This window comes from Microcoleus sp. AT8-B5 (genome assembly GCF_036705565.1).
Taxonomy (GTDB): Bacteria; Cyanobacteriota; Cyanobacteriia; order Cyanobacteriales; family Microcoleaceae; genus Microcoleus.
Genome location: NZ_JAUBUY010000012.1, coordinates 1 through 19,803 on the forward strand (window position 1 = coordinate 1; position 19,803 = coordinate 19,803).

General features: G+C 46.5%; 12 protein-coding genes and 3 pseudogenes. 10 read left to right on the forward strand and 5 right to left on the reverse strand.

The features are described 5' to 3' along the window. Positions 1–88: 88 nt before the first annotated feature. The 8 genes and pseudogenes from QUB39_RS30560 to QUB39_RS10445 all read left to right on the forward strand — a co-directional run. Positions 89–250, forward strand: a pseudogene (locus tag QUB39_RS30560) (MoaD/ThiS family protein); the annotation flags it as partial. 324 nt (positions 251–574) lie between these two features. Beyond that, entirely contained in the window at positions 575–1,042 is a 468-nt protein-coding gene (gene rimP / locus QUB39_RS10415) for a ribosome maturation factor RimP (protein WP_333057842.1), read from the forward strand. Positions 1,043–1,334: 292 nt separating this feature from the next. After that, positions 1,335–2,612, forward strand: a complete 1,278-nt coding sequence (gene nusA / locus QUB39_RS10420) for a transcription termination factor NusA (protein ID WP_333057841.1) — start codon at positions 1,335–1,337, stop codon at positions 2,610–2,612. Positions 2,613–2,867: 255 nt separating this feature from the next. After that, entirely contained in the window at positions 2,868–3,182 is a 315-nt protein-coding gene (locus QUB39_RS10425) for a YlxR family protein (RefSeq protein ID WP_333057840.1), read from the forward strand. Between the two features lie 382 nt (positions 3,183–3,564). Next, positions 3,565–6,729, forward strand: coding sequence for a translation initiation factor IF-2 (infB, locus tag QUB39_RS10430; RefSeq protein WP_333057839.1), 3,165 nt, complete (start codon positions 3,565–3,567; stop codon positions 6,727–6,729). Positions 6,730–7,151: 422 nt separating this feature from the next. Then, entirely contained in the window at positions 7,152–7,892 is a 741-nt protein-coding gene (locus QUB39_RS10435) for a low-complexity tail membrane protein (RefSeq protein ID WP_333208484.1), read from the forward strand. A gap of 241 nt (positions 7,893–8,133) precedes the next feature. Beyond that, the gene (locus tag QUB39_RS10440; protein WP_333057837.1) at positions 8,134–8,358 is read left to right on the forward strand and encodes a hypothetical protein; all 225 of its coding nucleotides are present in this window, start codon (positions 8,134–8,136) and stop codon (positions 8,356–8,358) included. 423 nt (positions 8,359–8,781) lie between these two features. After that, positions 8,782–9,993 carry a glycosyltransferase family 4 protein gene (locus QUB39_RS10445; protein WP_333057836.1) on the forward strand — a complete coding sequence of 404 codons (1,212 nt, stop codon included), beginning with the start codon at positions 8,782–8,784 and terminating at the stop codon, positions 9,991–9,993. 19 nt (positions 9,994–10,012) lie between these two features. On the opposite strand, the pseudogene tnpA reads toward QUB39_RS10445, so the two are convergent. The 4 genes and pseudogenes from tnpA to QUB39_RS10465 all read right to left on the reverse strand — a co-directional run. After that, positions 10,013–10,243, reverse strand: a pseudogene (tnpA, locus tag QUB39_RS10450) (IS200/IS605 family transposase); the annotation flags it as partial. 168 nt (positions 10,244–10,411) lie between these two features. Beyond that, positions 10,412–11,616: pseudogene (locus QUB39_RS10455) on the reverse strand (transposase). 470 nt (positions 11,617–12,086) lie between these two features. Further along, on the reverse strand, positions 12,087–14,741 hold the full coding sequence (locus QUB39_RS10460; protein ID WP_333208483.1) for a C39 family peptidase: 2,655 nt from the start codon (positions 14,739–14,741) through the stop codon (positions 12,087–12,089). A 675-nt stretch (positions 14,742–15,416) separates the two neighbouring features. Then, positions 15,417–15,857 (reverse strand): peroxiredoxin, encoded by a 441-nt coding sequence (locus tag QUB39_RS10465; protein WP_172192900.1) that lies wholly within the window; start codon positions 15,855–15,857, stop codon positions 15,417–15,419. A gap of 284 nt (positions 15,858–16,141) precedes the next feature. Between QUB39_RS10465 and QUB39_RS10470 the strand changes: the two genes are divergently transcribed. Then, complete coding sequence (locus tag QUB39_RS10470) at positions 16,142–16,453, forward strand: DUF433 domain-containing protein (RefSeq protein WP_333056195.1); 312 nt, start codon at positions 16,142–16,144, stop codon at positions 16,451–16,453. Between the two features lie 16 nt (positions 16,454–16,469). On the opposite strand, the gene QUB39_RS10475 is transcribed toward QUB39_RS10470, so the two are convergent. Continuing rightward, positions 16,470–19,205, reverse strand: coding sequence for a DNA methyltransferase (locus QUB39_RS10475; protein WP_333208482.1), 2,736 nt, complete (start codon positions 19,203–19,205; stop codon positions 16,470–16,472). A gap of 92 nt (positions 19,206–19,297) precedes the next feature. Between QUB39_RS10475 and QUB39_RS10480 the strand changes: the two genes are divergently transcribed. Beyond that, positions 19,298–19,708, forward strand: coding sequence for an Npun_F0494 family protein (locus tag QUB39_RS10480; protein WP_333208481.1), 411 nt, complete (start codon positions 19,298–19,300; stop codon positions 19,706–19,708). The last annotated feature ends 95 nt before the right edge of the window (positions 19,709–19,803 follow it).

Sequence of the window (19,803 nt, forward strand, 5' to 3'; positions counted from 1 at the left end):
GCTTTTCGGCCTGTTCCACAAAGAGTAGATTTTCTTGTGGAACAGGCCGAAAAGCCTGTTAAGCGAGAATGGTGCAACATCTCAGATCGATCGCACCCGCTTGGGTATCAACCAGGAATTTGCCACACGCGACACCCCACTCCAAAACTGTGATGAAGTCGTCCTTATTCCCCCTGTCAGCTCTCCCCTTCTGCCCTCGGACAGTCCGCCGATGGCGATCAGTTTGTCACCGGGCGGGCGATCGAGCTAAACTGAGAACTGAGGCCTCCCTTCGATCGGAAGAAGTCCTCAAACTTCTTGGAAGAAATTGTTTTACCTAGGAGTGGGTCAAGCCCACTTTTTTTGTTGCATTAGTCGCAGGAAAAGAGCTCAGGGCGTCTGACTTGCAAGTTGAGGACTGATTTAGTAGGGGTATCCCCCCGCTTGAGATCCCTGCTGGGATGTTGGGTAAGTCCCAAAGTTGAAGACGAAAGTCGCAGCCACCTAATCAAACCACCTCAAAACCAAGCAATCTCAACAACAAATTTTTCCTTGCCCGTGTCCGAGTTTAGGAGTTTTAACTTAAGTATTCGATATGACTCATCCCCTAATCCCACAAATCATTGACTTAGCTACCCCCGTTGCGGAAACACTGGGATTGGAAGTAGTGGGAGCAGTGTTTCACACCAACCAAAATCCTCCCGTCTTGCGGGTAGACATCCGCAACCTCCAACAAGACACTGGTTTAGCCGACTGCGAGCGCATGAGCACAGCCCTCGATGCCGAGTTAGAGGCAGCCGACATCATAGCCGATGCCTACGTGCTAGAGATTTCCAGTCCCGGAATATCCCGATTGCTCAGCAGCGATCGAGAATTCATTACCTTTAAAGGTTTCCCCGTGACAGCCAAAACCACCGAACCCGACTCGCGAATCAAAGAGTGGAAAGGACTACTCCTGGGCCGGGATGAAACAGCGGTTTATCTCAATCAAAAAGGGCGACAGGTTAAAATTCCCCGCCCTCAGATTGTCAAAGTTGAACTAGACGAAGGAAAGGAGATGTAAAGGGAAATTTTGAGTTTTGAGTTGTAGGGGCAGTGCCCCTGTGCCCGCCCGATTTGAGTTTTGCGATTGCCTCGCAGCAAGCTGAAAACGCTTGGCTGCGAGTTAATTTTTAACAATCACATCTGTAGCAGCGGGTTGAAGAGGAACAACAAATAAATTGTTACTGCACCTAGCTTCCCTAATCCTATCCAGTAACTCATCACTCCTCGTCATCACTTTTTCTGGAAATTTTTCCAGTACCAATTACCGATTACCAGTTACTTGTTACCACAGCAAAAAAGGAGAGTTTTATATGTCAATGGTTCCCCTGCCCGGACTAAAAGAAATGGTCGAAGGTATTAGCAAAGAACGCAATTTACCCAAACACGCCGTCCAAGCAGCCTTGCGAGAAGCTCTGCTCAAAGGATACGAACGCTACCGCCGTACCCAAAAACTCGACCACTTCAGCGAAGAATACTTCGACAACTTTGATGTAGAACTAGACGCAGAACAAGAAGGTTTCCGCGTTTTAGCCAACAAAACTATTGTCGAAGAAGTCATCAATCCCGATCACGAAATCTCACTTACGGAAGTGCAAGAAGTAGCCACGGAAGCTCAACCTGGGAGCATCGTGCTCGTAGACGTAACACCAAATCAAAAAGAATTTGGTCGCATGGCGGCGATCCAGACCAAACAAGTTCTCGCTCAAAAACTGCGCGACCAACAGCGCAAAATGATTCAAGAAGAGTTTAAAGATTTAGAAGAAACCGTTCTTCAAGCAAGAGTGCTCAGGTTTGAGAGGCAGTCGGTAATTTTAGCTGTCACCAGCAGCTTCGGTCAGCCAGAAGTAGATGCCGAACTCCCTAAGCGCGAACAGTTGCCCAACGACAATTATCGGGCCAACGCTACATTCAAGGTTTATCTCAAAAAAGTAGGCGAAGGCTCAACTCGTGGGCCGCAGTTACTTGTTTCTAGAGCCGACGCAGGTTTGGTGGTTTACCTGTTTGCTAACGAAGTACCAGAAATAGAAGACGGGGTGGTGAGAATTGTTGCCGTAGCCAGGGAGGCAAATCCGCCATCCCGGCACGTCGGCCCCCGGACTAAAATAGCAGTTGATACTCTCGATCGCGACGTAGACCCTGTAGGAGCCTGCATCGGAGCGCGGGGATCGCGGATTCAGGTAGTAGTCAACGAATTGCGGGGCGAAAAAATCGACGTGATCCGCTGGTCTCCAGACCCAGCAACTTATATTGCTAACGCTCTGAGTCCCGCTAGAGTAGATGAAGTACGTTTAGTTGCTCCAGAAGGCAGGAGAGCTCACATTTTGGTCGCTGAAGACCAACTGAGTCTTGCCATTGGCAAAGAAGGTCAGAACGTGCGTCTCGCAGCCCGCCTCACCGGTTGGAAAATCGATATCAAAGATATTGCTAAGTACGATCGCGCGGCCGAAGACAGCAAATTGGCTGCAGAAGCAACTAGGCTCGAAGAACTAGAAGGCGACTACGAGGAAGCAGGCGACTACGACGAGGAAACCGCAGAATTTGAGGAAGAGGAGGCAGCAGCTACGGAGGAAACCGAAGCCGCTGTCTAAAAACTGTGACATTTACCGAAGAAGAATTCAGAATTCAGAATCCAGAATGGGTTCCGTGCGACAGGATGGAGAATCGAGCTTTAAAGCCCCCGATTTTAATCGTGGAACACAAAAAATTTTTTCCGTAACCCTTACCCCTGACTTGGGGCATGGCGTATTTTGAATTCTGAATTCTGTCTTCTGACTCCTTGTCCTAAGATTTTCTATCTTCGCCAGACAAGGAGGAGTTGTCCCCTACTCCCCCTCTCACAAGAAATGAAACCGAACTACCGGTGCTGTGCAAGTTGTCGAAAAATAGCTCCTAAGGAAGCTTTTTGGCGAGTAGTCAGGCTCTATCCTTCTCATCAGGTACAATTAGATCGTGGCATGGGTCGTTCTGCTTACCTTTGTCGGGAAGCCGAATGCCTCAAAGCAGCTCAGAAAAAAAATCGACTTGGGCGATCGCTCAAAGCGCCTGTGTCTGACGAACTCTACCAAACACTTTGGCAGCGTTTAGCCACATCTGACTGTACATCTTACTCGGGCCTAGCCGGACGAAAAACCGACAATAGTTCGGCATCGACTGTATAAACCCTCTTGGCAGCCCTACCAGTAATTACCGGTAGCGCCAGCTATAAAACCCCAATCCGATCTGCCCACCAGTCTGGAAAGATTTGTGTCAGATTAGATAAGGGTAGGGTACTAGCAGAGGTATCCTCAAGGTGGAAAGGCAAACTTTGAAGCTTGAGAGAGTGGGTTTTGCCAAAACTCAGACTTCGGAGTTCCAAGTTCCCAAACAGACTTGAGAATTCTTCAACCGCAGACTTCAGCGAGTTGCATCTTTTAGATAAAATTGCTGAGCGAGTACCAAAACCCCGATTCCTGACACTGAATCAATCACACCGAATGATGTCGTCATTAGCACAAAAAATCACAATGTAAAAACTGGTTGGCACAAAAGAGGGCAGAGTGGATGAACAACGGCAAAGTAAGAATTTACGAATTATCACGGGAACTAAATTTGGATAATAAAGACATCTTGGCAGTTTGCGAGCGGCTCAATATTTCAGTCAAGAGCCACAGCAGCACAATTACAGAATCCGAAGCAGAGCGCATTCGCAAAACGGCGGAAAAATACGTAGCCAGTAGCCACTCTTCCCCCGGCAAGCCAGCTCCACCCGAAAGAGCAGCCGCGCCATCGAGAGAATCTGGCCCTCACCCTAACGACCAACAAAAAAAGCAGCAAATTTTAGAAATACGCAGTCCAAAAGTACGGCCGGCTGGTGCCTCCTCCCAGCCTGCAGGCAACGAGGAGAACAAAAACCAGCCGGCGGCAACCGTGGCAACTCCTCCCAAGTCGCCTGCTGCTCAACAACTCCAGCCTCCAGCTAAACCGAATATCAATCGACCTGTACTGTCGAAGCCAAATGTCGCTGTGTCGGCGGCTCCGTCAGAAAGAGTGTCGGAAAATGTAGGTGCGATCGCCCCGGAAACCACCGCCCAGGCTCAGGCACCGGCGGCACCTCAACCGCCGTCGTCCAAGGCTCCAGAACGCACCCAGCAACCGCCGATGGCCCCTCCTGCGCCCTCGGCAAAACTCACGTCGCCGCCCGTCAGAGGGGCGTCCGAGTCGGCTAGCCGTACCCCACAAAATCTGGGGAACAAGCCGGTACTCAAACTGGCAAAAACCGAGCAAGAGCAATCAGGACAGTCAGAAACTCTGGAAGCGCCGGCTAAACCGAGCCGCCCCAGCAGACCTGCACCGGGAGGTACCGAATCTCGCGACGCGCGCATACCGCGCCGGGAAGGCCCTGGTGGCCCAGTCAAAACTCCACTGGCCGATCGACCCCAGCCCGGTGGGCCGCGCCGGAGCCTGGCCCCCGCAACGTCAGCTACCGGGCTGCGTAGCCGGGGCGGTGGCACCGGAGCGCTAGGGGATGACACTGATGACAATGAAGAAGATAATACGCCGTTGCTGGAGATTCCTCTCCTCGAAAGGCCCTCCCTCCCTCGTCCTGCCAAAAAGACATCGGTCATTTGGGAAGAAGATGATGACGAAAACTCAGATGCTGCCAAAGCGGCCAAAGCTGTTAAGGCAAAACGTTCTCGCCTCAAACCCATAGACGAGGATGACGATGACTTAGAAAACGGCTTGGATCTCCCAGCACCAGTCACGGTCAGCCTGTCCCTAGCCCGCCCAGCGAAAGCGAAGGGACAAGCAGCACCCAAGTCAACACCAACTCCGGGCGCACCCGGAAGCAGCGGAAAAAATAAGAGACCAGGCCCTTCTCACGATAAAAGTTCTTCAGGTTCGAGCGGGGGACGCGGCAACCGGGGCAAAACAGCCGAAGCTAAGGTAGAACGTCCAGAAAAGCTGCTGCTGAGCAGGCCGATGACCGTTCAAGAACTAGCAGTTACTCTGGCTGTTCCCGAAACCGAAATTATTAAGCGGCTTTTCTCTAAAGGAATTGCGGTAAATATTACCGAAACCCTGGACATTCCAGCGGTGAGGATGGTAGCCGAAGAAATGGGCGTAGAGGTGGAAACCCCAGAAAAAGTAGCCCCAGCTATCAAAGTGATCGAGATGCTGGACGAAGCGGATTTGGAATACCTCGAACGCCGTCCCCCAGTAGTAACGATTATGGGTCACGTGGATCACGGTAAAACTACCTTGCTCGACTCGATCCGCAAAACCAAGGTGGCTCAGGGAGAAGCTGGGGGCATTACCCAGCACATCGGTGCTTACCACGTGGATGTGGTACACGAAGGCAAGAGCCAGCAGGTGGTATTTTTGGATACGCCCGGTCACGAAGCCTTTACAGCGATGCGGGCTCGGGGAACACGGGTTACGGACATCGCCATCTTGGTGGTGGCGGCGGACGACGGCGTGCGACCCCAGACAATTGAAGCGATCAGCCACGCGAAAGCTGCGAAAGTGCCAATTGTCGTGGCTATCAATAAAGTTGACAAGGAGGGTGCTCAGCCGGAACGGGTGAAGCAAGAGCTTACTGAGTACGGCTTGGTGGCAGATGACTGGGGGGGCGATATCACGATGGTTCCAGTCAGCGCGATCCGAGGCGAAAACCTGGATACGCTGTTGGAAATGATTCTGACAGTCGCGGAAATGGAAGACCTCAACGCCAACCCGCACCGACCGGCTAAGGGTACTGTGATTGAAGCTCACCTCGACAAGGCAAGGGGGCCTGTGGCAACTCTGCTGGTTCAGAACGGCACTCTGCGAGTGGGCGATATTGTGGTCGCAGGCTCGGCTTTGGGCAAGGTGCGGGCAATGATCGATGACCGGGGCGATCGCGTAGAACACGCAACTCCATCCTTCGCGGTGGAAGTGCTAGGGCTGCGGGAAGTTCCTCGCGCCGGAGACGAGTTTGATGTCTTCGCAAACGAAAAAGAAGCTGCGGCGATCGCAAGCGGAAGAGCTACCTCCAGACGAGATTCACGCCTGCTGCAAGGCGGCCGGATCAGCCTCAGCGGCTTCTCTCAACAAGCTAAGGAAGGCGTTCTCAAGGAACTCAACTTGATCTTGAAGGCAGATGTCCAAGGCTCCCTCGAAGCAATTGTCGGCGCTCTGACTCAACTTCCTCAAAAAGAAGTTCAACTCCGACTGCTGCTATCTGCTCCTGGGGAAATTACAGAAACGGATATTGACCTCGCAGCAGCCAGTAATGCTGTAATTATCGGGTTCAATACTACTCTGGCCACCGACGCTCGCCTCGCGGCTGACCAAGCTGGCGTAGACGTGCGGGAATACAGCATCATCTACAACCTCTTGGATGACATTCAAGGGGCGATGGAAGGCCTGCTGGAACCCGAATTGGTGGAAGAACCTTTGGGAAGCGTCGAAGTGCGCGCTGTCTTTGCGATCGGTCGCGGGGCTGTGGCTGGATGTATGGTACTCTCTGGCAAAGTCATCCGTAACTGTAAGGTGCGGGTGCGCCGGGGCAACAATGTCGTTTACGAAGGTGTCCTCGACTCCCTAAAACGGATGAAGGAAGATGCCAAGGAAGTCAATGCTGGCTTTGAATGCGGCATTTCCTTGAGCGGGTTTAGCGACTGGGCGGATGGCGATATTATTGAAGCCTACCGGATGGTTACTAAACGCCGGACTCTCTCTCAATAGTTTTGAGTGGTGAGTGTTGAGAGGGAAGAGAATTTTTGAGCGATCGCAACTAAATTGCCGATCGCTCGCAACTCTTCTCTTCACTCAATACTCCTAAAGTCATCACTCGCAACTTTTGTTTTTAACTTATAGCAGAAGCAAGAATCCAGAAGGCAGAAGGTTTTAGTTATCGAGGAGAGAAGGAAGAAGTAAGAAAAGCAAATATATCCACAATTAACAACGTCCTCATCGTCTTGGCTGTTGCTAAAAATTCAAAATTTCAAACTCCAATAAGACTTACGCACCGCAATCGAGTTTCCTCCCAAAATGCTTGGTGTTACTTCTAGAGATGTACTCTTTGCACCAGGTTTATTGCTTAAGAATGCGTCCCCGACTATCAAAACTCAAAATTCAAAACTCATAACTCATAATTATTTTTTAAAGTGCGTTCTTTTTGGTCAGATCCTTTCTTGTGGATTCATCTTTCTGGGGCGGCTGCACTGCCGATATTCCTAGGAGTGTGCTTGCTGGGACTCGCAGTGGGTTCTCCCCTGCTCCCTGTCTGGTTAGAAATATTTTTAGTGGCTGTAGCCGGTATTGTTCCTGTGCTGTGGATGCAGTGGTTCCGCCCTTTTTACATTTTTAGTATTTTAGTTGTGGCGGTGAAACCGCAGAATTTAACTTCGGTGCAGCAGCGGCTTCTGACTCGATTTAAAACTAAGTTAAATCAAGGAATCGCTCTTTTTGTAGCTGTTTTGCTGGCAGTAATTTTGTGGCAACTCTACCGATTGGCTCCCCTCGCGGCAACGGTTGCTCCCTTTCCTCCTTCCTGGCGGTGGGCTGGATTGTTGTTGGCAGTTGCTGCTTTTTTAGCTAGCAATTTGTTTTTGCAGGTGTCTGCTAGTGTCATGGCGGTTTTGCTGACGCCGGAATCAGAATTTGCAGCGACACAGCCTCATGTTTTAGAAAAAATTCGGCAGGATTTTACGATCGCGCCTTGGCAAGTCGATCGACTTTTGCCGGCTTTGGCAGCCGAGACAACTGCCGCTGTGGCTGCAGCGGCAGAGTCAATTGGTTCAGCATCCACAAGAGGGAATTCGTCAGTCGGCAGTATTGTCAACCCAAAACCTGCTGACTCCAACGGCGTTACATCTCTACCCGAAGAGTCGATCGAAAAAAAGTGAAATAAAAAATTAATAAGGGGACAATTGTAGTTTAAGCTACTTTAATTTGTACAGATGTATGCTGTGAAGAAAATAGGTAACACCCCTCTTGTGATAGAGATTATTAATAGTCTTAATATTTAATTTTTAATCGCAGGTTGTGGATATTTTAGGTTGGCTCTTTGGAGAGAAGAATCTATAATAGAGAGTGTCAAGGTCAGCTTTCAATCCTTACAGGGGATTAAAACAGAGGTATAACAATATGGCGAATTATCTACCGATCGCACAAGAACCTCAAGCCGCCGAGCCGATCGAGCTGTGCGAAGATTCTGAAATCTGGGGCAGTCTCAAATCCGCGATCGGCGCAAGTTCAGGATTTCAACGCTGGCAGCTAGAACTCAATTTTGAGCGTCAGCACCAAAATGCCACCCTCGATCAGCAGGTTCGTTCCTATCTGCGAGAAACTTTAGAAACTTTGGCTTATTGAGCGCCGTAAAACCAAATATTGTCACGATTTGTGAACTTTATAGCCCAATTCTGCTGGCATCCCCTCCAATATGCTAACTGAGTACCGATAGTGAGTGTCGAGAGTGAGTGTCGATCGCAACTTCGGAGATCAAATTGCAGGGGACAGTATTTCTCCTTACTTAGTCGGGATTAATTCCCGCATTCTACTTGCAACACACTCTCAGATACATCAAGAGAAAATTAGCCTGAAACCCCCAATACAAAGCGACTGCGGCCGCTATCTATTGACCTGGCTGTTGCCGAAACTCTTTATAATAAGACTGAAGCAAAATAAAATTAATAGTGCGGTTGTGGCGGTACCTCAAACCGTCCCGATCAACCTACTTACACATCTTTTGCATCGTAAGTCCTATTAAATACTTTACAACCAGAGTTGAGGAAAATGCGCTTAGTCATAGTTCAGTATGCCGGCGATTACGCAGAAGCCTTTGATCGTTTAGCCAAAGGTGGAAGCGAAACATACTACGCTCAAAAATATTCTGTTGATGCCGTCACCGAGATGGCAAAACGAGCTGAGTCAGTAACGGTTATTTGCTGCATGACACCCGAATTTAACGATCGGGTTCTAGAAAACGGCGTGCGGGCGATCGGTTGCGGATTTAATTACAAAATTGATACCCAAAAATTGATCGAGTTAATTGCCCAGCAAAAGCCGACTCATTTAGTCATGCGGACGACTTTTCCAGACATTTTTAAGTGGGCAATAAAAAACAAAATTAAAACCATCGCTGTATTTGCAGAATCTATTGCGACAACAACTTGGCGCAATAAATACCGCAACTATTTCCTGTCCCAATTGTTGAATAACAAGCAAATAGAATGGGTTGGAACTTACGGCATTACGTCATCTTTATTGTTCCAACAAATAGGAGTAAAAGCTGATAAAATAATTCCCTGGGACTTTCTCTTAGAGACCAATCCCGGCTCTTTGTCGCCGAAAACAATCCCTGCGGACATCAAAAAAATTCAACTTTTTTACGCTGGTTCGTTAATACAAAGTAAGGGCGTGGGTGATATATTGAGAGCCGTAGCAAAGTTAAGAGAACGGAATAATATATCAGTTCACTTAAAAATGGCAGGTAAAGGTGAAGAGGAGTTTTTTGCCCAGCGAGTCGAAGAGTTACAAATTAAAGATTGTGTAGATTTTCTGGGAATCGTGCCAACTCAGAGTTTAGAACCTTTAATGAGAGAATCCGATCTCGTGTTAGTTACTAGCAGGCACGAGTATCCCGAAGGTTTTCCCCTGACTATTCAGCACGCTTTACGGACTAGAACACCGATAGTAGCTTCAGATCACCCGATGTTTAAAACCCACTTAAAACACGGTATTAATTCGATGATTTTTGAAGCGGGGAACTCTCTGGCTTTAGCAGAATGTATCGAAAAAGTTATTTCGGATTCAGCGCTTTACCACAATCTTTCTGTCGCTTCTCACTCAACCTGGCAGGAGTTGCGTCTGCCTGTCAAATGGGCGGACTTGATCGATCGCTGGCTGGATGATTCTCCTGAAAGCAAACAGTGGTTATTTGAACAACGACTAGCTTCTGCAGCCTATAGCGCGTCGCGTGAGAACCCCGGTATTTCAAGCTCTTGATGAAACGCAGTTGTAGTCTTTAGGCTACCAGTGTTGCGGAGTATTTATTTCTCTGTTCTTCAATATATTTTCGGACGGTTTCAGTTGAGACATTGCCAACACTACCGACAAAATAACTAGGAGTCCACAAGGTAGGCAATTTTCACTATTCAGGAAACTCTTTTCTTAAGTAACTGGAAGCCCTGCCTTTGACTCTTTGCAGGACAAAGCTAGCGACATCAGTCGGGTTAACGTTAACCAATAAATGTACATCCCACATTTTGCAGGTATTTAAATAGAATTGATGGTTATAAATTTAAAAAATTCCAGCCTGAAGTGATTGATCCGTAATCACTTCAGGCTTTTTTGAGTTACAATGAACGAATTAGGGCTTGCTGAATAATCGATCGCAAACTAAGAACAGGAGCTCACGATATATTCAAGCAGAGTTAAAGATGAGTTTTTCCTTCGTCAATGTGAGCAAGTTATAAACGCAGATTATATTAGAGCCAAAAATGGGCATTGTTTTCCACGAACGGCATAAAAACAAAAAAAAAACCCATCTTAACCAGGTAGAAAGGTTCATGACTAAAAAAGTGATAGCAATAGCTGTCTGTGAAGTATTATCAAGTTTTGCCATGATGAGATCGAGACTAAATCTGCGTTTACGCAAGCCCCAAATTTTCCCTCAATTGCCTGACGAATCCTCTCATCTTCTAAGGCTTGCTTCTTTTTTTCTTTACTCACAGTTGCTGGGGGTCTTCCCAAGGGTGGCCCACTGATTCTAATTCCTTTTTCTTTGCACCATGCTCGGTTTTCCCGATTTCGGTAAATGCGATCCTCTTCGAGGGCTTCGCTAACGGCATGGACTGATTCACCGATAGTATCCTGTGTAATTTTTAAAGGCTTCAAATGAGTGCTTTTAAGTCTCCTGATTCGTTAAAATTATCCCAGCTCATCCGGTATAAAAATACATATCCTTCACTGCAACTCGCTGATAGTTTTGCTCCAAACTCTACAGGTTTCCCTGCTTTTCCTCTGACAATGGGACGGATGTGCGGTTGGCTTAAACTTACCCCAACTGTCCGATATACTCTGTTTTTTATTTTCAAATAACCAGAGTTGTTGCCGATAGACTTCTGTGACAACTAGCAAGGTTTTATATTGCTTTTTGGTCATACTTTGTAGGGTGGCACCTGATTCAATTAGCTGTTCAATATGAGCGAGGTTTCTTTTAATATATTGCCGTTATTTTTTCAAGGCTGGGATTTTTTTGTTTCGTAATGGTCGTGGTTGTTTGGCTACTGCTAAGTAGTCTTTTCTGGCTATTTTTCGGTAGGTTCTGGGTTTTTTATTAATTTTTACTTTGACGGGATTATAAAAAATGTCGATGATTTTTTCTGTGTGAATTCTTGCCTTGTTTAATAGTCCTTAGTCGGTGGGGTAGCTAATGTCTGCTGGGGCACAGGTGGCATCTATGATTAATTTTCCTTGATTGGTTGATTCATTTTTTGCGTCTGATTCAAATTTCGACCAAGGAATTAGTTGGGCCATTTTTACCCAACGGTTATCTTCTGATAATCTTCCTTCAAAGGGGAGTTCTTGCGTCGGATGGGGGGCTTGGGGCAAGCTCAGCTTTTTTATACACGATCGCAGGTGGTGATGCACGGCTTTTGACCTATTCTACCTGTTGATCGCTGCGACTTTACTCTCGATCGCGCGATCAAATAACCCAGGCCACGTAACACGCGGGCGATATATTCAGCAACCCCTAAGTATTTCTGTCTAGTTAAACAGCGGGATGCTCCCACTTGGTTTGGTACTTTAGTAGGGTTGAGCTTTTTAGGCATTGGCGCAGCAAAATGCAAAATTAAGGATCGCAAATTAAATAATTTACACTATTGAAAGTGGGATGGGCGTCCCGCCCGTCCTTTATGCACGGGCGGGACGCCCATGCCACAAGAACAATAAAGATTGTAAGTTATTTAATTCTCATTCCTAAGCGCAAGATTTCCTAAGTTAGGTAGGGTGTGCATTAAGTACCTTACGAATAGCTGTTATGCACACCTTACGAATAGCCGCAGTGCCTCACAATTTGCTAACAGTAGAGTAAATTATGGATAGATAAAATGTGCCCAAACATTCCCATCTGGCCCAGCAACTTGATTGACATAACTGTAGGGATACATCAACTTTCTCCCCTCAGTATCGCTGTAACCAGTGAGTGCATCTCCCCAAGGATCTTGCACGATATAACCCTGAGAATTGTAGCCAATGACAGTAAGAATGTGACCGGCAGCAGTAAAATCTCCTGCTAAAACTACTGGCCGCCGATTTAGCAATTCCGATCGCACCTCGGCCCATTTGCGAGTCGTACTAAAACTCGTCTTAAACCCGTAGGCCTGAATCAGCGCCGAAAGCACGCTGTGATCCGTTTGAGATCCCTGGCCGGCATAGTCGAAACACCACTGCAACAACTCATCCTCCAACTGTCCGCCCCACTTAGAACGAAGGCCGTAATAATAAAGCACCATGGCGATCGAAGTTACGTTGCAAGTAGACCAGTCAAAACGCGGATTGTCTCGCTGCGAAAAATACGGCACGTTCAATTCCACATTGTTCGGAACCGGATCGAAAATTTTATCTCCCCGCTTGAACTGAACAAAACTAGGAAAAACATAACCTGTATTGCCCAAATTCGGCAGTTCTTCAGTCAGAGAAACTTTCAGGTGAGATCCTTCCGCACCGTAGCTGTTCACGCCGTAAACTCGACCTAAAGGCAGCGTAGTTTTCTCGGTACTGCTCAGGCTAGAAGAATCTACCGGCCGTTTTTTAAAGACAGTTGCTTGCAGGATTGTCATCGTCAAAGCATCCGCGTCAAAGGGAACTTCTTTGCCGTCTTTTTTAATTTTAACGTCCTGCCAATAAATAAATCCGATATTGCCGAAACCGGGAATAGATTGGGCGAGAGTTACTCGGAAATGCCCCAAAATGCAGGCATAACCAGTAATGGCATAGGTGCTGCCTAAAAGTAGGTCAGCAATTTGATCGGCAGGCAGTTTCGATGAATCTTCGGGTTTAGCTTTAATCTGAGTTGTTTGAGTTACCAAAAGTTGAGCGCCCCCGTTGCTATTGGGTACGTCAGCCAGGTCAAATCTTAGGATTTGAGTACCTTTTGCCAACTGAACGTCGGGTTCATAAAAATAGCCAAAAGTGCCGATCGGCCAAATTGCTGAATCCAGAACCACCTTGAGATGCCCGTCAATAAATCCGTATTTGCTAACGGCCAACGTCTGGCCTGCTTTGACAACAACTTTTTGCTGATTGTTGAGCCTGGAAGAATCAAGAGGAACTACCTTAAACAAAGTGTCAGAAACTATCTTTAAGGTCAAACCTCGTCCGACAGTTAGCGGATCGGAAGTTACGGCAATGTAAATTATTTGGCTGCCAGTAACGTTGCCTTTGCTGTCAGTTGCCCGCAACCTGAGCCACCGAGCTCCAGCTACGCTAAATCCTTTAGACAAATTAACTTGCCAAGTGCTAGTCTCTTGGTTTAGAGTGACGGTTAGGGGAAATTTATCCTCAGCTATCACGTCAATTTTTGCTGCTTGTTGCCGGTCAAAAGTACCCCGAAGGACGATCGGCTGATTTACTAAAACTTCTGACGGCCCTTGATAAGTTAAATTCACAGCGGGATTAAAAGATTTGCCACCGCGGCTGAATTGCACAAAATCGGGATAAATGAAGCCTGTATTGCCAAATTGTGGCAAATTCTCGGTCAGCGAGACTTTAATGTGGCTTTGTTCGATCAAGAATCCGGCAATTCCGTAAATCATTCCCGCCGGCAAGGTAATTTTTTCTTGGGGTGGCAGGCTAGCGGCATTTATCGGCCGCTTTTTAAACACAGTTGTTTTGATGATTGTCATCGTAACTGCATTTCTATCATACTCAATTCCCCTCCCGTCTCGCAAAATTTGGACGTGCAGCCAGTACAGAAATCCCGAAGTTCCTAAGTTAGGAACTGCCCGAGCAAAAGCGACTCTGAAATGGTTTTCCACGCAAGCGTAGCCGAGAAGATTGAAAGTTTCTCCTGGGTTAAATAGTAATTTCTGAGTTGGGCCTAAAGTTCCAGAATCTGCGGGGGTGAACTTTAACCAGGTCTTTTTGATCACCCACAGTAACTGCATTCCAGGAGGCGGGGTCGGCAACTCGGCGCGATCGAATATGAGAATTTTTGCGCCTTTGGTTATGAGTACGTGTTTTTCGTAGAAAAAGCCGGTTTTTCCCACCGGATAAATTGGATTATTTAGTTGAACATTTAGATGTCCGTCTTCTAACTCGTAGTCGCTAACTGGATATATTTTCCCTGCTGGTATGTCCGCTTTTTGCAGATCGTTGAGATTGCTGGCGGGCAGTGTTCCGGCTTTGAATTTGGTATCTGTGAGAGTAATTAACGTGAAAATTTGAGCGGGTGCCCCAGAAGCAGGATTAACTTTGATGTTAATTGTTTGTTGGCCGATAACTTTGCCAGTCTTATCAGTTGCCCTCACCTGCACTGTGCGAGTTCCTGCGCTATCGAATCCTTTTTCTAAACTGATGTTCCAAATGCCTCTAGAGAGATTTCTCCCGACATTCAGGGCATTTGAGCCTTCTAATGCTGAAATCGCTGCCACTAGATTTGTGTCAAAAGTGCCAAGTAACACAGCGGCTCTATTGACCTCAATTTCTCGCGGGCCTAAGTAACTCAAAATAATGTTGTTGGTTGTCATTATATATCCCTCTACCTACTTAGTTATTCAGCTAAAGCAAGGATAACTTCTGATTTTATTAAACACCATGACCTGAACCAGGACAAAATCGCCCCTAGATTCAGCCTACGGGCGGTTAATGCCTTTTCCAGCATAAGTTTTTAACTATTGGCGGGAGTTGCGCCACAAATCTAACTTTAGACGTACCATAAGCACCTTAACCGAATATATGCCTGGTTGAGCTGATTTGTGGTGCAAGTTTTGAGGGAAGGAATTTAATTCGAGTCGGTTGTTTCCCCCTGTACCCTTGACCCCTCACTTGCTGAGTCAATCGATTGCGCGATTTTAGATTTTAGATTTTAGATTTTAGAATTGAAGCATTGACTTGCGCGAGATGAATGCGGGGGCTTGTATCCTGGATGCTTTCGGTCAGGACTTAGGAACGCGAATTAAATAACTTACAATTTTAATTGTTATTGTGGGACGGGCGGGACGCCCATCCTTTTTGGACGGGCGGGACGCCCATCCCACTTTCAAGAGTGGAAGTTATTTAATTCTCATTCCTTACTAAAAAAAACCGGTTCCTAGGAGAATATTGCCTATAGCAACGAGGCATCTAGGAAGGAACCGGGTTTTTAGCGCTTTGGTGCGTGCAGGAGTGTTAGCGCGATCGACTAAACTTCGGCTAAACTTCGACTAAACTATGGTGACGAGAATATCTTGAGCGTGAGTGTCAACTTTCATGGTTTCCCCTTCATAAACCTGAATAATTTTGCCAGTACCGTCGATGACGAAGGTGACGCGCTTGGCATAATCGCCTTTCTCCACATCGTAAGCTTTGGTAATCGTGCCATCAACATCTGCTAATAGCTGGAAAGGTAAACCGTATTTTTCTGTGAACTTTTGGTGCGATTCTTCGTTGTCGCGGCTGACACCGAGAACTACTATATCTTTGCCCTTGTATTCTTCATGGGCTGCTTTGAAGCTTTGGGCTTGTCTGGTGCAGCCGGGGGTGTCATCTTTGGGGTAGAAATACAGAATTACGGTTTTACCTGCGAATTGGGACAGGGAGACGGTGTTGCCGTTGGTGTCTTTGGCGGTAAACTGAGGGGCGGCGCACCCAACTGGTAATGTCATAGTTTTGTTTCCCTTGGGATTTATAAATGTATTTTAATTGATTTTGTGCTTCGGCGATTGAAAAAGTTATCGGCGATGGAAATCGCTTTTTTTGAACTGGAACTCGAATATGCTACGCTCGTTATTCGAGTTCCAGTTCAAGCAATCACCTTGACTCAAGTCCATTGGCGACGGCGGAAATTCGCAATATCCATCAAAAATACCATAGCTTAAAATGCCTTTTACAGCCAAACTCGTCTAGCCTGTCCTAAAATAGAAGACACATCCTATATTAATTCCCTACCATGTCGATCGCCGTCATTAAAGAACATATCGAAATCACCCCAGGAATCTGTGGGAGAAAACCCCGTATCGCCGGACATCGCATCCGAGTTCAGGATATAGTTGTTTGGCACGAACAAATGGGAATGTCACCAGACGAAATTTTGTATCACTATCCGAGTATTACTTTATCTGATATCTATGCAGCTTTAGCCTATTATCACGATCGTCGAGATGAAATTCGCTCTGCAATCGAAGCAGATGCAGAATTTGCCAGCCAATTGAAAGCTCAAAACCCATCGCTCTTGCAACAAAAATTAAAAAATCGTCTGTAATTAATTCACTGGGATTTTATACAACAGGTGGCAAACAGGGAGCGACAACAGGTAATCCCTCAGTTTCTCGCTGTGCAACTTCAAAGTTTAATTCTAATAGAAACTTTAAGGGGTCTTGGTTTGTTTTGATATCGTAGGCTTTGCAAACGAGTTGGTCTAATTGGGCGTGGAGTTTGGCGAGTTGGCTGGCAGGTTCATTAAAAAACTCGTTGTATAATTGGGTAATACCACACTGTTTGCGCTCCATATACTCTGTACGATAGTTATGGAGAACCTGCATAGCTGCTCGAATTTCAGTTTTGGTTTTTTCTGGGCAATTTTGGGGAAAGGGAAAGGTTTCAAAACAGGTGTTGTGAGTGTAAGAAATATCGGCTTTAAGTGTTGATTTTTGTGCGTGCATCCAAATCTGATGAGTGCTAGATGTGAGTATTCCCAAAATATAAAAGTCGTCGCAGGTAACAACTCGCGTTCTAGCATTAGGTAGCCATTCAATAGGACAAGGAAGAAAAATTGCCCATTTCGATGTCTGAGTAACTGCAAAGTATTGAGAAACCGATTTTAGGGCTTGACGCATTGCGGGTCTTCGTTCTCCAAATTGCCACCAGTATTTTTGATAAACCTTTCTACGATTCAAATCTCTTTCTGGTTTCACTCTCATTTTAACCCATTGAAAAGGCTGGACATATTCACTTGCCTCTTCAATACTCATGTCATTAAAGTCGATAATCAAATTTTTTAGACCTCTGTAGGGGTTGGCTACGAGGTCATTACCTTCTAGAAAAGGACGAATTACTTCCCGATTTTTGGGATTGACTTTATTCCATACTTCAGCTTGCTCCAAGGACACAATAAAGCCCGTACCTACAGGAGTTATACCTGCAAAACATCGATTCAAATTTGTCTTCAGTCGCACTGCTTGGGTAACATCAACTTCAGCTTTTAGAGAAGAGTTAATGTTTGAGACAATTGTGTGATCGATACGGTAGGTTAATTCTTGAGCATCAGAGGTTTTGAGCCAGTTGATAATGCTAATATGTACTTTAGCTTCACCAGACCAAGGTTGTGTGGAGATGGCATCGTAAATGCAGCCGCCATTTTGGGCAATGTAATCTAGGGCAGCTTTACGACTTTTACCCTGAGAAATGGAATTGGTGGCGACTAAACCAGCGCGGCAATTTTCTCCTAAATGTTGATGGGCAAGACGGAACCAATAGGTGCAAAAATCCACAGAATCTTTTACTTCAGGAAATTTAGCAAAGATGCGATCGATATATTCATCACCCAAAACCAAGCGCATCTGCTTACCACCCAAAAAGGGAGGATTGCCAATAATTACATTAACTTGTTCCCACTCGCAAAACAGAGCATCATCACAGCGGATATTGCGATCGAGATTATCGAGCGGCAATGCTTGCTCTAGTTCCAATGCCAGGTTCAACTGTACCGTATTGAGCAACTGGTTTTCTTCATCTAAGGCTAACTTTTTGGCAAGCATCAGCGTCACTTTTGCCAATTCCACGGCAAAGGGTTTGATGTCAATGCCGTAAAACTGGCTTGTCTTCACCAGCGACATCGTACCTATCGCATTAGCAGCACGAGAGAAATTTTCATGAATTTTAGTTAGCAGTTGTGCCTCTAGTCGCTTCAGTTCCCGATAAGCAACATAGAGAAAATTACCGCTGCCGCAAGCTGGATCGAGAACTTTGAAATCAAGTAATTCTTGCCGCAGTGCCAACAAATCTTTGAGCGTCTTCGCAGCTTCAATCCGTTCTCGCCACGGGCGGATAATCGTAGGCAAAACCACTTTTTGAATGTCTGCCTCGCTGGTATAATGAGCACCCAAGGCATGACGTTCCTCTTTGCCCATACTGGACTCAAACAACGCACCAAAAATCGCAGGTTCTACCTTTGACCACCGTTCCTTTGCTGCCTCCAATAGCAGATCGATTTCGCTGCGAGTCAGGGCGATGGGTTCAACAACTGAGAAGATACCGCCATTAAAATAGGATACATCTCGATAGCGGCTGTCTTTAGGTGCGGGGCGATCGCTCCCCATTTGCCGAAACAATCCCCCAATTAAATCGTAGGAACTAACTCGATTCATCTGGCAATCACCTAAAAACTCGGTGAATAAACCGCGCGGCAACAAATAGATATCTTCAGCAAACAATGCTACTACACACTGAAGGATAAACCTTTGAGCCGTTTCTACTTTTTCGCCGCGCTCTACCAAGCGATTAAAAAGTAGAGCAACTTTGTCAGCGGCAGTTCGCGTTACATCAATTTTATTGTTATTGAATAAAGGCTGGCGATTTTCGGGGAAAAGAAAGTTTAAGGCTGTGAAGCGATCGGGTATCTCTTCGAGATTTATGCGATCTACCGGTTCCCGCAGTTGTAAATCGAAGTCATAAATCCAAAATTCATCAAAGTTGCAAAGAACCACATATTTGGTACGTTGCGGCACTAGCTCCAGCCAGTATTCAAAGGCTTGTTGATAGTGTTTTTCCAGTCTTTCGCCCCGTTTTTTCATCTCCAGCAACAACCTGGGCCGCCACAGCAAATCGGCAAATTTCGTAGTTTTGCCTTTCGCCTTTACTCGAAATTCTAGTTCGGCTCCCGCTTCCTTGTAGCCTAGATGACCGAAGGCTTGAAACAGGCGATCGCAAAATACTTGAGCTTCGCCTTTTTCGTCTCCCTTCAAAGTACGAACGTATTCAACAAATTTGTTGATGTTATTTAGTGTATCGGTCATAATAAGTGTAAAATTAGGATCGATAGGGTGAATCAGCCCGCTCGGATATCTGTAACAATTAAAAATATAGTACCTGTTCAGAGGTTTTTTGAATGACTTTTATTCCATCCGAAGCATTTAAATCTATTAGTTATCCCGATCGCACTGTCAAAAGAGCCGATCGCGCGGTCCGGTGCAGCCCTTTTCAATTACACTTCTTCCAGACCATCCGCGATAACAGTGTTTTCCTAACTGCGATCGCCTCAAATTCCGGTGTCGAAAGCGGCTACACCCGATCGCCCGTATCCGAACTCGTAGCCGAAAACTCGCTACTCTGGCTGATCCAAGTCGGCGTACTGCGGCGGGAAGTAGACGGACAAGGCATTACCGACAGTTTTCGCCTCACGCCCCTAGGCCGCCAACTCGTGGAAAAATGGGAACAGGAAGGACAGGGAGTGCCGGATGCTTCGTTGTGCGATCGTATAGGAAATGCCGTTAGCCGCGGATTGGGAGTATTTCTTTAAGCGTTTATTGCTTGTCCCAGTCCGACAGTCCGACAGTCCGACAGTCCGACAGTCCGACAGTCCGACATTCCGACAGTCCGACAGTCCGACATTCC

Bases quoted from the DNA above. Each gene is read 5' to 3' on its own strand.
- rimP (WP_333057842.1), top strand. From the start codon at position 575: ATGACTCATCCCCTAATCCCACAAATCATTGACTTAGCTACCCCCGTT.
- nusA (WP_333057841.1), top strand. From the start codon at position 1,335: ATGTCAATGGTTCCCCTGCCCGGACTAAAAGAAATGGTCGAAGGTATT.
- QUB39_RS10425 (WP_333057840.1), top strand. From the start codon at position 2,868: ATGAAACCGAACTACCGGTGCTGTGCAAGTTGTCGAAAAATAGCTCCT.
- infB (WP_333057839.1), top strand. From the start codon at position 3,565: ATGAACAACGGCAAAGTAAGAATTTACGAATTATCACGGGAACTAAAT.
- QUB39_RS10440 (WP_333057837.1), top strand. From the start codon at position 8,134: ATGGCGAATTATCTACCGATCGCACAAGAACCTCAAGCCGCCGAGCCG.
- QUB39_RS10445 (WP_333057836.1), top strand. From the start codon at position 8,782: ATGCGCTTAGTCATAGTTCAGTATGCCGGCGATTACGCAGAAGCCTTT.
- QUB39_RS10460 (WP_333208483.1), bottom strand. From the start codon at position 14,741: ATGACAACCAACAACATTATTTTGAGTTACTTAGGCCCGCGAGAAATT.
- QUB39_RS10465 (WP_172192900.1), bottom strand. From the start codon at position 15,857: ATGACATTACCAGTTGGGTGCGCCGCCCCTCAGTTTACCGCCAAAGAC.
- QUB39_RS10470 (WP_333056195.1), top strand. From the start codon at position 16,142: ATGTCGATCGCCGTCATTAAAGAACATATCGAAATCACCCCAGGAATC.
- QUB39_RS10475 (WP_333208482.1), bottom strand. From the start codon at position 19,205: ATGACCGATACACTAAATAACATCAACAAATTTGTTGAATACGTTCGT.
- QUB39_RS10480 (WP_333208481.1), top strand. From the start codon at position 19,298: ATGACTTTTATTCCATCCGAAGCATTTAAATCTATTAGTTATCCCGAT.